The 13,320-nt window shown below is 64.6% G+C and carries 14 protein-coding genes; 3 read left to right on the top strand and 11 right to left on the bottom strand.

The window, feature by feature from the left end; all coding sequences use genetic code 11:
• Window position 1: 1 nt before the first annotated feature.
• Genes ACSQ3S_RS20725 through ACSQ3S_RS20700 form a run of 6 tightly spaced genes read right to left on the bottom strand, consistent with a single transcriptional unit; the run spans window position 2 to window position 5,800 of the window.
• Window positions 2–904, bottom strand: coding sequence for a biotin-independent malonate decarboxylase subunit beta (locus ACSQ3S_RS20725; protein WP_413446664.1), 903 nt, complete (start codon window positions 902–904; stop codon window positions 2–4).
• Window positions 904–1,215: a malonate decarboxylase acyl carrier protein gene (gene mdcC, locus ACSQ3S_RS20720; RefSeq protein WP_176651399.1), complete on the bottom strand. Its 312-nt coding sequence runs from the start codon at window positions 1,213–1,215 to the stop codon at window positions 904–906. The genes ACSQ3S_RS20725 and mdcC overlap by 1 nt, the downstream gene beginning before the upstream one ends.
• A 10-nt stretch (window positions 1,216–1,225) precedes the next feature.
• Window positions 1,226–2,878: a malonate decarboxylase subunit alpha gene (gene mdcA / locus ACSQ3S_RS20715; protein ID WP_436143596.1), complete on the bottom strand. Its 1,653-nt coding sequence runs from the start codon at window positions 2,876–2,878 to the stop codon at window positions 1,226–1,228.
• Window positions 2,878–4,227, bottom strand: a complete 1,350-nt coding sequence (locus ACSQ3S_RS20710; protein WP_176651397.1) for a TRAP transporter large permease — start codon at window positions 4,225–4,227, stop codon at window positions 2,878–2,880. Before ACSQ3S_RS20710 ends, mdcA begins: the two co-directional genes overlap by 1 nt.
• Window positions 4,224–4,787 (bottom strand): TRAP transporter small permease, encoded by a 564-nt coding sequence (locus ACSQ3S_RS20705; RefSeq protein ID WP_353403741.1) that lies wholly within the window; start codon window positions 4,785–4,787, stop codon window positions 4,224–4,226. The genes ACSQ3S_RS20710 and ACSQ3S_RS20705 overlap by 4 nt, the downstream gene beginning before the upstream one ends.
• Entirely contained in the window at window positions 4,784–5,800 is a 1,017-nt protein-coding gene (locus ACSQ3S_RS20700; protein WP_176651395.1) for a TRAP transporter substrate-binding protein, read from the bottom strand. The genes ACSQ3S_RS20705 and ACSQ3S_RS20700 overlap by 4 nt, the downstream gene beginning before the upstream one ends.
• 130 nt (window positions 5,801–5,930) lie before the next feature.
• On the opposite strand from ACSQ3S_RS20700, the gene ACSQ3S_RS20695 reads away from it, so the two are divergent.
• Complete coding sequence (locus ACSQ3S_RS20695) at window positions 5,931–6,593, top strand: GntR family transcriptional regulator (RefSeq protein ID WP_176651394.1); 663 nt, start codon at window positions 5,931–5,933, stop codon at window positions 6,591–6,593.
• 8 nt (window positions 6,594–6,601) lie between these two features.
• On the opposite strand, the gene ACSQ3S_RS20690 is transcribed toward ACSQ3S_RS20695, so the two are convergent.
• Together ACSQ3S_RS20690 and ACSQ3S_RS20685 are read right to left on the bottom strand one after the other, a co-directional pair.
• Window positions 6,602–7,051 (bottom strand): RrF2 family transcriptional regulator, encoded by a 450-nt coding sequence (locus tag ACSQ3S_RS20690; protein ID WP_353403743.1) that lies wholly within the window; start codon window positions 7,049–7,051, stop codon window positions 6,602–6,604.
• 59 nt (window positions 7,052–7,110) lie between these two features.
• A complete protein-coding gene (locus ACSQ3S_RS20685; RefSeq protein WP_436143595.1) occupies window positions 7,111–8,544 on the bottom strand; it encodes a PLP-dependent aminotransferase family protein in 1,434 nt (477 codons plus the stop codon).
• A gap of 73 nt (window positions 8,545–8,617) precedes the next feature.
• Between ACSQ3S_RS20685 and ACSQ3S_RS20680 the strand changes: the two genes are divergently transcribed.
• Complete coding sequence (locus ACSQ3S_RS20680; RefSeq protein WP_353403745.1) at window positions 8,618–8,869, top strand: hypothetical protein; 252 nt, start codon at window positions 8,618–8,620, stop codon at window positions 8,867–8,869.
• Window positions 8,870–8,872: 3 nt separating this feature from the next.
• Here the strand turns inward: ACSQ3S_RS20680 and ACSQ3S_RS20675 are convergent, their stop codons facing one another.
• On the bottom strand, window positions 8,873–10,054 hold the full coding sequence (locus ACSQ3S_RS20675; protein ID WP_436143594.1) for a multidrug effflux MFS transporter: 1,182 nt from the start codon (window positions 10,052–10,054) through the stop codon (window positions 8,873–8,875).
• 136 nt (window positions 10,055–10,190) lie between these two features.
• On the opposite strand from ACSQ3S_RS20675, the gene epsC reads away from it, so the two are divergent.
• On the top strand, window positions 10,191–11,114 hold the full coding sequence (gene epsC / locus ACSQ3S_RS20670) for a serine O-acetyltransferase EpsC (protein WP_413446659.1): 924 nt from the start codon (window positions 10,191–10,193) through the stop codon (window positions 11,112–11,114).
• On the opposite strand, the gene ACSQ3S_RS20665 is transcribed toward epsC, so the two are convergent.
• Together ACSQ3S_RS20665 and ACSQ3S_RS20660 are read right to left on the bottom strand one after the other, a co-directional pair.
• Window positions 11,111–12,475, bottom strand: a complete 1,365-nt coding sequence (locus ACSQ3S_RS20665) for an LLM class flavin-dependent oxidoreductase (RefSeq protein ID WP_436143593.1) — start codon at window positions 12,473–12,475, stop codon at window positions 11,111–11,113. The genes epsC and ACSQ3S_RS20665 overlap by 4 nt on opposite strands.
• Window positions 12,475–13,317: a MetQ/NlpA family ABC transporter substrate-binding protein gene (locus ACSQ3S_RS20660; protein WP_436143592.1), complete on the bottom strand. Its 843-nt coding sequence runs from the start codon at window positions 13,315–13,317 to the stop codon at window positions 12,475–12,477. Before ACSQ3S_RS20660 ends, ACSQ3S_RS20665 begins: the two co-directional genes overlap by 1 nt.
• Window positions 13,318–13,320 lie beyond the last annotated feature (3 nt).

Genomic DNA, 13,320 nt, shown 5'->3' with positions numbered 1-13,320 from the left:
CTTATGCTCCCATGCGGCGCGGATCGGCCGCGGCGATAAAACTATCCACATCCAGCATCGGAATGTTGGCGGCGTTCGCGATCTGCATCGCGTTCCAGATGTCGACCGGATCGGGCAGGGTGCCGAAGCGGGCGATGCGCTGTTCCAGCATCTGCTGCTCCGCTTCCAGCGCTTCCAGCGTCAACTCCACAGTTGCGCCGGTCAGTGCGGAGACGGCATCAAGCGCGGCGCCACGGAAGGCGGCGATGTCGTCGGCCACGATGCGCTGGCAATCGCCCATCAGGTAGCGGTGCTTGCCGCCAGTGCTGCGCCATACCAGCGCGCGGTCGCGCGAATCGAATTCCTCGACGCCGTTGGCGGTTTCGATGACCTCGGGGCCGGACATCGCCAGCCGTCCTTCCTCCGACATCACCACCACGTTCGCGCAGCGCGTGACGATGCCCATGCCGCCAAAGGCGCCGTTGGAACCGCCGACCAGCGCGATCACGGGGATGCCGGCAGCGCGCGCATCGAGCAGGGCGCGCATCACTTCCGACACGGCGATCAGGCCGGCGTTGGCCTCGTGCAGGCGCACGCCGCCGGACTCCACCAGCAGCACCACGGCGGCCACCTTGTCGTTGACGGCGCGCCGCAGCAGTCCGACCAGCTTGGCGCCATGCACCTCGCCGACCGCGCCGCCCATGAATCCACCTTCCTGCGCCGCCGCATAGACGGCCACGCCGCCCAGCTTCGCCCGGCCGACGGCAACGCCGTCGTCGAACGCCACCGGCGCATTCAACTGCCCCAGGTGCGGGCTGACGACGCGCTCGGACGGCGGCAGGAATTCTTCAAAGCTGTCCGCATCGAACAGCTGCTGCAGCCGTTCGCGGGCGGTCGCTTCCTGGTAGCTTGCGCCGCGGCTCATCACGAACCTCCCAGCATGGTTTGCACCGCCTGGTCCAGCCGCAGGCTGACGACTGCGGGCGTGGCGCCCATGTCGTTGATGGAGATGCGGGTATCGGCCAGCAGCCAGCGCTGGTGGAAGTCGCGCATCACCGCCTCCCAGATCGGGCCGAAGCCGACTGCGGCGGTGGTGATCTCGATGGTGCAGGCGCCATTCAGTTCGGCGGGTTCGATCAGCACTTCCAGGTTGCCGGAGCCGACCACGCCCACCACTTGCGGCGAGGCCTTCAGGTGCTGCGTGCCTTGTTCGAATCGGTAGTTCAGGGTTTCCATGTCAGACTCCTTACCAGTTGCGGAAACGCTTGGGCGGATTGTACAAACCGCCCGATGCGCGCACCAGGTCTTTCATATTGCGGGCGGCCAGCAGGTCGCGCGTGGCCATGCGCTTGTCGATGCCCAGGTCCTCGGCGCGCTGGATGATGCCGCGGTCGCGCAGGTTTTCCACCATCCGGTGATCGCGCGCGAGGCCGACCGGTGTGTACCCGGCCACGCCGCGTATGGCCTGCTCGCGCTCTTCGTCGGTGCGGCACATCAGCAGGTTGGCGATGCCTTCCTCGGTCAGGATGTGGCTGACGTCGTCGCCGTAGATCATCACCGGCGGGATCGCCATCTTCGCCTGCTCCATCAACTCCCACGCGTCGAGCTTCTCGACGAAGGCCGGCTGCATATGCTCGCGGAAGGTCTCCACCATCTGCACCACCAGCTTCTGGCCGCGCGGGATGGTGTTGCGGCCTTCGCGCGCCTGTTGTCCCGCCTTGAGCCAAGCCGGGCTGGCGTGACGCCGGCCGCGCGCGTCCGCCCCCATGTTGGAGGCGCCGCCGAAGCCGGCGATGCGGCCGGCGGTGGCGGTCGATGAATTGCCCTGCAAATCGACCTGCAGCGTAGAGCCGATGAACATGTCGCAGGCATAGTGGCCGGCCGCCTGGCACATGGCGCGGTTGCTACGCATGGTGCCGTCCGGGCCGATGGCGAAGACGTCCGGCCGCGCATGGATGTAGTCCTCCATGCCCAATTCAGAGCCGAAGGAGTGGACCGACTGCACGAAGCCCGCCTCGATCGCCGGGATCAGCGCCGGGTGCGGATTGAGCGCCCAGTGCTTGCCGATCTTGCCGCGCAGACCCAGCGACTCGGCATAGGTTGGCAGCAGCAATTCGATGGCGGCGGTGTCGAAGCCGATGCCGTGGTTCAGGCGCTGCACTTCGTATTCCGCGTAGATGCCCTTGATCGCCATCATCGCCATCAGCACCTGGATTTCCGAGATCTGCGCCGGGTCGCGCGTGAACAGCGGCTCGATGTAGTAGGGACGCGGCGACTGCACGACGAAGTCCACCCAGTCACCAGGAATATCAACGCGCGGCACCTTGTCGACGATGCGGTTGACCTGCACGATGACGATGCCCTGCTTGAAGGCCGTGGCCTCGACGATGGCCGGCGTATCCTCGGTATTCGGGCCGGTGTACAGGTTGCCCTGGCGGTCCGCCGCTTCCGCAGCGACCAGGCAGATGCGCGGCGGCAGGTCGATGAAGTAGCGGCTGAACAGTTCCAGATAGGTGTGGATGGCGCCGATATTGAGCTTGCCGGCGGCCGCCAGCCGCGCCACGCGCGCCGATTGCGGGCCGGAGAAGGAGAAGTCCAGCTTCGAAGCGACGCCGCGCTCGAACACGTCCAGGTGCTCCGGCAGCGCCAGCACCGACTGCAGCATGTGCAGGTTGTTGACGCGCTCCGGATTCAAATGCGCCAGCGCGTGGCCGAGAAAGTCCGCCTGCTTCTGGTTGTTCCCCTCAAGGCAAACGCGGTCGCCGCATTCGATCACCGCATGCAGCAGGTCGGCAATGCGGGCGGCCGGCAGGCTCTTGCCATCCAGCTCGCTGCCCAGCGCCGCGCCGGCGCGCTGCAATCGCGCGGCGCGGTTCTGTTGAAGGGTATTCCAGTTCATTATTTTGCTCCCATGATCATGTCAGGCAGGCCGGTGGCGATCGACGGCATCACGCACAACAGCAGCACCGCCACGAACATCAGCGCCAGGAACGGGAACACGCCCCACACCACATCCTTGAGCGGGATGTCCGGCGCGATGTTCTTGATGACGAAGATGTTCAATCCCACCGGCGGATGGATCAGGCCCATCTCCATCACCACCGTCATGACGATGCCGAACCAGATCAGATCGAAGCCGGCGGCCTTCAGCGGCGGCAGGATGATGGGCGCCGTCATCAGGATGATCGACACTGGCGGCAGGAAGAAGCCGAACACGATCACCATCAGCAGGATCACCGACAGCAGCAGCCATTTCGACAGGTGCAGGCTGACCACCCACGCGGCGGCCGACTGGCTGATGTGCAGGTAGCTCATCACATACGAATAGAACAGCGACATGCCGATGATCAGCAGCAGCATCGTCGATTCCTTGATCGAAGAGCTGAGGATGGGCGACAAGTCCTTCGGCCGCCATACGCCGTAGATCACGGCCAGCAGCACCAGCGCCAGCAGCGCACCCAGGCCCGCCGTTTCCGACGGCGTGGCGAAGCCGCCGTACAGCGCGATCATCACGCCGATCAGCAGCACGACGAAGGGCAGCACGCGCGGCAGCATCTCGACCTTTTGCGCCAGCGTGAAGTGCTCGTCTTCCAGATAGGCCGACTTCTCGCCGCCTTTTTCGTAGATGACCAGCGCGGCCTTGTATTCCTTGTGGGCGCGGTACATCGCGTAGCCGGCAAACAGCACCACCAGCAGCACGCCGGGACCTATCCCGGCCAGGAACAGGCGGCCCAGCGACTGCTCGGCGGCCACAGCGTACAGGATCATCGTGATCGACGGCGGCAGCAGGATGCCCAGCGTGCCACCGGCGGCGATGATGCCGGCCGCGAAACCGGGCGAGTAGCCGCGGCGGCGCATTTCCGGTATGCCGGCCGAACCGATGGCCGAGCAGGTCGCCGGCGAGGAACCCGCCATCGCGGCGAACAGCGCGCAGGCGAATACGTTGGCGATGCCCAGGCCGCCCGGTATCTTGTGCATCCAGGTGTGGATGGCGGAATACAGGTCCTTGCCGGCTGGTGATTTGCCGATGGCCGCACCCTTCAGGATAAACAGGGGAATCGACAGCAGCGTGATCGACGCCATTTCCTCGTAGACGTTCTGCGTGATCGTGTCGAGCGAGGAGGGCGGCATGCAGAAGTACATGAAGCCGGTGGCCACCACGCCCAGCGCGAAGGCGATCGGCATCCCCGAGAACATCACTACCAGGGTAACGGCGCCGTAAAGGGCGCCAAGGGACAGGTCGCTCATGCCGCACGCTCCGAGTGGGGTTTGTTGGTCATGCGCGCCAGCGTTTGCAGCACGATTTGCAGCGTCAGGATGGTCATCCCGGCGGCCATCATCGCGTAGGGTATCCACAGCGGCGGCGCGAAGGTCGACGATGTGGTCTGGCCGTCGACATAGGCTTCATGGAACAGCGTCCACGATTTCCACGAGAAGAAGGCGCAGAACAGCGCGGACACAAGGTCGACGAAGAACAGCCGGACCGCGTTCACGCGCGCCGGCAGCAGCCCGGCCAGCGCTTCGATGCCGATATGGCCGCGATGCGACTGCACGTAGGCGGTGCAGAAGAAGGTCACGCCGACCAGCATGAACACGGAGGCTTCGTCCTGCCAGTCGGTGGGCGCCGAGAAGAAGTAGCGCGACACCACCGAGTAGGTCAGGATGCACGCCGTCAGCACCAGCGCCACCATGGACAGGGCCATCAGTCCCTGATTGAGCTTGGCCAGCAGCGCCGTGGCGCCGGCTATGACGGCGTTGTCCGGCGGCGCCGCGGCGCGGGCCGGCTCCAGTTCAATTCCATGGCTCATAGCGTCTTCTCCGCCAGTTTCAGCAGTTTGGCGCAGTTTTCGTTCTTCTCGCCGTAGTCCTTCCAGGCGGTGGTGCGGGCGATCGCCTGCCATTTTTTCAGCGCCGCCGGGTTCAGGTCGACCACCTTGGCCTTGGCCTTGGCGTAGACGTTGGCCACCGCCTGGTCGTCGGCCTTGGCGGAGGTCAGCGCGAAGGCTTCCATCTCGGCGCCGACGGCCATGATGGTGGCTTGCTGTTCCTTGGTCAGGCGGTCGAACACGGCCTTGGACATCATCAGCGGTTCGAACATGAACCAGTAGGCGCCCGCGCGGCCGGTGGTCAGCGCCTTCGACACTTCTTCCAGGCGGAACGAAATCAGCGAGGTGGAGGAGGTCAGCGCCGCTTCCATCGCGCCAGTCTGCATGGCGGCGTAGATTTCATTCGACGGCAGAGACACCACGGCGGCACCGGCTGCCTTGAGGATCAGGTCCATCTCGCGCGAGCCGCCGCGTATCTTCATGCCCTTGGCGTCTTCCGGATCGATGATCGGCTTGGTGCGCGAAGCGACGCCGCCAGCCTGCCAGATCCAGCTTACCAGCACGACGCCTTTCTCCAGCAGGATGCGGTTCAATTCCTTGCCCACTTCCGCGTTCTTCCAGCCGTAGGCCTGCTCGTAGGAGGTGACCAGGCCGGGCATCAGGCCGATGTTCACTTCCGGGACTTCGCCGCCGGCGTACGACAGCGGCACCAGCGACATGTCCAGCGCGCCCTTGCGCATGGCCGAGAACTGGGCGTTGGTCTTCATCAGCGAGGAGCCGGGATAGATCTCGAACTTGAGGCTGCCCTTGGAACGCTTTTCCACCTCGGCGGCGAACATGCGGGTCAGACGGTCACGGAAGTCGCCCTCGGTGACGGTGCCACCGGGAAACTGATGCGAAATCTTTAACGTTGTGTTCTGCGCCCAGGCAGGTTGCAACAACAACGGGCTGGCGGCCAGGGCGGCCAAGACGGACCTACGGGTGACTGCGCTCATAATTCCTCCAAGGTGGGCTAAATATGCAACGATCTTTTTTGTGTATACAAGAATATATCGTTCGAATACATTGTCAAGTGAAATTCAGCATTTATAATGAGGCATGTTATACACAGGTTTGAAAGATCCCATGAGCACCCATTCGGCAACGCTGCGTGAAGAAATAGAAGAGATGATCGCCGTCGGCCAGCTGAAGCCCGGCCAGCATCTGGACGAGACCGAACTGGCGACGCGCTTCGGCGTCTCGCGCACGCCGATCCGGGAAACGCTGATCCAGCTGGCGTCGATGGGACTGGTGGTGATACGTCCGCGCCGCGGCGCCATCGTCGCCGAACTGGGGCCGCAGCAGCTGCTGGAGATGTTCGAGGTGATGTCGGAACTGGAGGCGACCTGTGGCCGGCTGGCCGCGCGCCGCATGACGCGCGAAGAGCAGCAGGCCTTGCTGGCGGCGCACCAGGCCTGCCAGGAGGCGCTCGATGCGCAGGAGACGGATGCCTACTATTACAAGAACGAGGTATTCCACGAGGCGATCTACGCCGGCAGCCATAACCAGTTCCTGATCGAGCAGACGCGCAATCTGTACCGGCGCCTGCGGCCTTACCGCCGTTTGCAGCTACGGGTGCGCAACCGCCTGGCCACCTCCTATCACGAGCATGACGGCGTGGTGCAGGCCATTATCGACGGCGATGGCGAGCTGGCCGCGCAGCTGCTGCGCGAGCACGTGATGATACAGGGGCAGCGCTTCTCGGATTTGATGGCGTCGCTGCCGCAGCTGCGCCAGGATGCGGCTTAAAGCATCCCTTAGCGCGCGGCGCCACGCATGATGCGCACAGGCTTGGCGGTGGCCGGGTCGGAGGGCAGCATGTCGGCCAGCGTTTGCTGATCGAGCACCGCCAGGAACGCCTTGGTGGCATCGTTCAGCGTGTGTTTCAGCTTGCAGTCCGGCGTCAGCGGACAGGTGTCGTTGGCGCGGTCGAAGCACTCGGCCATGAAGAAATCCGTCTCCGTGGCGCGCACCAGGGCGCCGATATTGATGTCCTTGGGCTCCTTGCCCAGGCGTAGCCCGCCGTTGCGGCCGCGTACAGTCTCCACCAGGCCGGACTGGCCCAGCTGGTAGACCACCTTCATCAGGTGGTTCTTCGAGATCACATGCAGGTCGGCGATGTCCTGGATGGTAACCAGGCGGTCCCGATTGGCGCTCAGGTAGAGCAGCGTGCGCAGCGAATAGTCGGTAAAAGAGGTCAGGCGCATTGTGATGAGTCTTGGTTACGGTTCGTCCCGTATTCTACATGGGCTACATGGGAAAAGGCTTATTCCATCTGCTGCAAAATGTCGCGCACGCGCAGCAGCGCGGTGTCGATGTCGAGCGTCTCGATGCCGCCGTAACCGAGGAACAGGCCGGCCTTCGGCGGCGTCGTGGCGTAAAAATTCGACAAGGGGTACAGGCCGACATCGGCGCGCCGGGCCAGCCGCAGCAGCAGGTCCAGGTCGATGGGCCGCTTGCACAGCGCCGCGAGGTGGAAGCCGGCGCTGGCCGGCACCAGCTCGAACCATGACGACAGTTCGGCGGCGAACAGTGATTGCAGCCGCTCGCGCCGGGTGGCGTAGACCGCGCCGCAGCGGCGGATGTGGCGCGACAGGCTGCCGTCGCCGATGAACTTGGCCAGCGCATGCTGGCTGGCGGTGGCGGTGTGCCAGTCGTTCAGGTGCTTGACGGTGAGGACCGCATTCAGCACCGCCTCCGGCAGCACCGCGTAGCCCAGCCGCAGTTCCGGCAGCATCACCTTCGAGAAGGTGCCGACGAAGGCCACCACGCCGTGCCTGTCCATGCTTTGCAGTGAATCGGTGGGCCGGCCTTCGTAGCGGAACTCGCTGTCGTAGTCGTCCTCAATGATGATGGCGCCGATCTGCAGCGCGCGCGCCAGCAGGGCCTCGCGGCGGGCAACGCTCATCGGCATCCCCAGCGGGAACTGGTGCGCCGGCGTGGTGTAGATCAGGCGCGTGCCGTCGGGGATCCGGTCCACCAGCATGCCCTGGTCATCGACGCCGATGCCGACCACCTGCGCGCCCTGGCTGGCGAACAGCATCCGCGCGGCGGGATAGCCCGGCTCCTCGACCGCGACCACGCAGCCGGGTTCCAGCAGCACGCGGCCCAGCAGGTCCAGCGCCTGCTGGGCGCCGTTGGTGACCACCACGTTGGCCGCGGTGCAGACCACGCCGCGCGCGTAGGCCGCGTGGTGGGCGATGGCCGCGCGCAGTTCCGCGATGCCTTCCGCCTGGCGGTACATGCCGCTGCCCTTGATGTCCTGGCGCAGGCCGTGCAGCACGCAGCGGCGCCATTCGTCGTTGGGGAACTGGCCGGGCGTGACGCAGCCGCCGATGAATTCATAGCGCGAGCGGCCTTCGGGGAATGGGATGCGCAGCGGCGTATGCATCGCATCCCATTTGGCGACGATGGCGGAACTGGCGAGGTTACCGGCGATCTGGCGGCGCGGTTTGGCCTCCGCCGGCGCGTTGACGAAGCTGCCCTTGCCGACCTGGCCGATCACCAGCCGCTCCTGCGTCAGCCGGGTGTAGACGTCCGAGACGGTCTTGCGCGAGAGTCCGAGCTGCTCGGCCAGCAGGCGCGAAGGCGGCAGCTGCTGCTTGTCCGCCAGCCTGCCGCTGCGGATCGAGTCGCTGAGCTGGCGGTACAGTTGCCCGCCCAGGTCCTTCCTGCCTTCGATGACGATGTGGAGTTCCATGTTATTTTAGTGCGGCGCCGAACGGACGATAGCGCGAGTTTGCCACATACTGGAGCAGATCACAGGAGGAAGCATGAACAACGAAGACCCGCGCCGCCAGTTCATCAACGAGCTATGGCAGCGCTTCGAGCAGTTGCAGCAGTGGGCGATGGAGAATTGGCCGGACCAGGAGCATCCCTTGTCCAGCGCGGATTTCGTCGAAAGCCGCAAGGAGATACTGGGCCTGCGCGATCCGGCTCAGGCGCCGGCCGGGTTGCCGGCGGGCCGCGAGCCGGAGCAGGGCGGGGCGCAGTATGTCGATATGAATCCCACGCCCTGGCCTTGATCGTTAATGTGTTTTCGGCTTGCCGGTCAACGCCAGCAGCCAGGCGATCATGCTGATCACCAGGCTGGCCAGCACGCCCCAGGCCAGCTTCAGGGCGCTGTCGAACAGCAGCGGCGCCACCAGGCCGGACACCAGCGCGAACAGCAGCATCTGGATGAAGGACTGCATCGACGCCGCCAGGCCGCTGTTGTTCGGGAAGTACTCCAGCGCGATCAGTGACAGCGGCGTCATCGCCAGCGCCAGGCCGAAGGAGTAGATAAACAGCGGCATCACGGCGTACGGCACGGCCGCGACGTAGAAAGAATTGTAGGCGACGTTGATGACGCCGGCGGAGATCATGATCGCAAAGCCCATCCACACTTGCGCGTTGCGCGAGTACTTGTGGGCGAATTTGCCCGACAGCGCCGAGCCGATCACCATGCCGCTGATCAGCGGCACGAACATCCAGGCGAATGCCGTCTCCGGCAGGTGCAGGATGTTCATCACGAAGTAGGCGGCCGAGCCGATATACAGCGCCACGCCCGCGAAGCACATGCCCACCGCGATCGCCAGCAGCAGGAAGTGGTGGTGGCACAGCACCTTCCAGTAATTGGCCGCAATGGCGCCGAGGTGGAAGGGATGGCGGTCCTTGACGGCCAGGCTTTCCGGCAGCGAGCGCTGCACGGCGACGAACATCAGGATGCCGAAGCCGCTGAGGAACCAGAAGATCGAGCGCCAGCCGAAACTGACCTGCAGCCAGCCGCCCAGCACCGGCGCGATGGCCGGAGCCAGGCCGAACACCATCATGATATGCGACAGGATCTTCTGCGCCTCGGCGCCGGAGAAGCGATCCTGCACGATCGCGCGGCCGACCACCGAGCCGGCGCCAGCCGCCAGGCCCTGGACGATGCGGCACGCCAGCAGCACGCCGATCGACGGCGCCATCGCGCCGACGATGGACGCGGCGATATACAGCACCAGCGATACCAGGATCACCGGGCGACGGCCGAACGAGTCGGACAGGGTGCCGTAGAACAGCATCATGAAGGCAAAGCAGAACAGGAACATGCTCAGCGTTTGCTGGATCAGCAGCGGGCTGGCGTCGAAGGTCTGGGCGATGGCCGGGAACGACGGCAAATAGGTGTCGATGGCCAGCGGGCCGACCATCGTCAGGCCGGCCAGGAGTAGCGTCAGCAGAATATTCATTAAAGTTGTATTGTTCGGTAGACGCGGCATTTTACGCGATATGCGCTGTGCGCATATGCAACGACGAATTCCTTCCTTCGTTTGCGCCGTGAGAGCAATTAAGCTGCTTTGATGGGCGCTTTTTATTCGAGACATTATGACTATCGATACATTTGATGGGACCGGCGTCAAGCCGTCGCACTGGAACCTGGCCAGCGTGATCGAGCAGCTGCGCGTGTCGCGCGAAGCGACGCACAACATCCGTCATCACGGCAAGGTGCGCGAGCTGCCGTCGCGCGAGGCGCTGACGATCATCGTCAACGGCCTGTCGGCGGCGCTGTTCCCGACCCATTACGGCAGGCCCAACCTGACCGACGAGAGCATCGATTATTTTGTCGGCGACACGCTGACCACGACCCTGAACCGCCTGACCGAGCAGGTGCGGCGCGGCCTGCAGTTTTCTTCGGAAGAGGCGACGCCGGACGAGGAGGCGCTGACCGCGCAGGCCAACGCCATCACGCGCGAGTTCGCCGCGGGCTTGCCGGCGATACGCGGGCTGCTGGTGTCCGACGTGTTGGCGGCGTTCTCGGGCGATCCGGCGGCGACCTCGGTGGCCGAGATCATGCTGTGCTATCCGGGCACGATCGCGATACTGTACTACCGGCTGGCGCACAGCCTGCACCGCCTGGGTTCGCCGTTCCTGGCGCGGCTGATCTCGGACATCGGCCATTCGCTGACCGGCATCGACATCCATCCCGGCGCGCACATCGGCGCCAGCTTCTTCATCGACCATGGCACGGGCGTGGTGATCGGCGAGACCGCCATCATCGGCCAGCGCGTGCGCCTGTACCAGCACGTGACCCTGGGCGCCAAGCGCTTCCCGGCGGACGAAAAAGGCGTGTTGATCAAGGGCGTGCCGCGCCATCCGGTGGTGGAGGACGACGTGGTGATCTACGCCGGCGCGACCATCCTGGGCCGCATCACCATCGGCGCCGGCTCCACCATCGGCGGCAATGTGTGGCTGACGCAGAGCGTGGCGCCGGGCAGCAATGTCTCGCAAGCGCAGATGCGCAACGATTAGTCGATGGTGACTTGGCTGCCTTCGTGGAGAGGAGACAGGTAAGGGCCGCGTTCGAAGACTTGATGACGCAGCGTGCCGCCGGTGTATTCCGTGCGGTATCGCCCGCGCCGCTGCAGTTCAGGCACGATCAGCTCCACCACGTCGCGCATGCTTTCGTCGGCGATGGCGAAGGCCAGGTTGAAGCCGTCGATGTCGGTCTCTTCCTGCCAGGCTTCCAGCTGGTCCGCCACCTGCTGCGGATCGCCGACCAGTACCGGGCCGCGTCCGCCCAGGCCTATGAATTCGGCGGCTTCGCGCACCGTCCATTTGCGGTTCGGGTCGGCCTGGCTGAACGAAGCCAGCGCTGACCTGCCGGCGTCGGAGTCGATGTACTCGATCGTCGCGTCCAGCGGGAACTTGCCGAAGTCGACGCCGGTCCAGCCGGACAGCAGGGTCAGCGCGGCTTCGATGTCGATGTGGCGGCGGTATTCTTCGTGTTTGGCGCGCGCCTCGGCTTTGGTTGGCGCGGTGATGATTAGCGCCTGGGCATAGACTTTCAAATCGTCGCCATCGCGGCCGGCGGCGTGCACCGCCGAACGCAAGTCATCTACGTATTTCCTGACGACCTGTTTGCTTGGCCCGCTGACGAAGGTGCACTCGGCATGCTTGGCCGCGAACGCCGTGCCGCGTGTCGAGGTGCCGGCCTGGTACAGCAGCGGCGTGCGCTGCGGCGACGGTTCGCACAGGTGGAAGCCGGGTACCTTGTAGTAGCGGCCTTCGTGATTGATCGGGTGCACGCGGGACGGCTCGGCATACACGCCGCGCTCCTTGTCGTTGACTACCGCGTCGTCGTCCCAGCTTTTCTCCCACAGTTTGTAGACCACATCCATGTATTCGTCGGCGAGGTCGTAGCGCTCGTCGTGGCTCAACTGGCGGTCCAGGCCGAGGTTGCGCGCCGCGCTGTCCAGATAACCGGTGACGATATTCCAGCCGATGCGGCCCCGCGTCAGATGATCCAGCGTCGAGATGCGGCGGGCAAAGGTGTACGGATGCTCGTACGTCAGCGCGCATGTCACGCCGAAGCCCAGGTGCGTGGTGGCTTGCGCCATCAGCGGCACCAGCGCCAGCGGGTCGTTCAGCGGCGCCTGCACGCCGTGGCGCAGCGCCGCATCCGCGCTGCCTTGATAGACGTCGTAGACGCCCAGCACATCGGCCAGGAATATCGCGTCGAAGCGGCCGGCCTCCAGCAGCCGCGCCAGTTCGGCCCAGTGGTCGGGATCCTTGTAGCGGTGGCTGTTGTCGCGCGGGTGCGTCCACAATCCCGGGGACTGGTGACTCACCGTCTGCATCTGGAAGGCGTTGAAACGTATTTGCTTGGGCATTATTTGGACGCGGTTTTCTTGTCACTGGCTTCCAGCGCCAATTGGTCGTCGGTCTTGGCATAGTCGGCGAAGTGCTTGTTGGTCACGGCCAGGAACTCGCGCGAACGGTAGGCTGCGGCGATGTCCCTGGCGAACGGCTTGTCCTTGTCGGCGGTGCGGATCGCGACCAGGTTGACGTAGTTGGACGAGATTTTCTCGGTGATCAGCGCGTCCTTCAGCTTCAGTCCCGAGGCCAGCGCGTAGTTACCGTTGACGAAGGAGTAGTCGGTGTCCTGCAGGGAGCGCGGCAGCTGCGCGGCCTCCAGCGCGATCAGCTTGATCTTCTTCGTGTTGACGGCGATGTCCTTTTCCGATGCGCGGATCGGATCGATCTTGTCGCGCAGCTTGATCCAGCCCAGTTGATCCAGCAGCACCAGCGCGCGCGCCTGGTTGGTCGGGTCGTTCGGCAGCGCGACGGTGGTCCCTTCCTTGACGTCGTTCAGCGTCGCGTGCTTCTTGCTGTAGATGGCGATCGGCGCGGTGGGGATCTTCACCAGGTCGGTCAGCGCCAGTTTGTGCTCGGTGGCGAATTTGTTCAGGTAGATGATGTGTTGGAAGACGTTGGCGTCCAGCGAGCCTTCGGCCAGCGCGAAGTTGGGCTGGATGTAGTCGTTGAACTCGACCAGCTTGACCTTGTAGCCCTGCTTTTCCAGGATAGGCTTGATGCCCAGCTTGACCTGGTCGGCATACGGCCCGGCGCTGGTGCCGATCACGAGTTCTTTCGGATCCTTGGCGTTGGCCGGGGCGGCGATGCCGAAGGCGATGGTCAATGCTGCCAGCAGCAGGTTACGGCGAGTGTTCATGAT

Source organism: Duganella sp. LjRoot269, from assembly GCF_964254095.1.
GTDB classification, from domain to species: Bacteria; Pseudomonadota; Gammaproteobacteria; order Burkholderiales; family Burkholderiaceae_D; genus Rugamonas; species Rugamonas hordei.
Note: the sequence above shows the minus strand (reverse complement) of the source record. Positions and strands in the feature narration are given on the sequence as shown.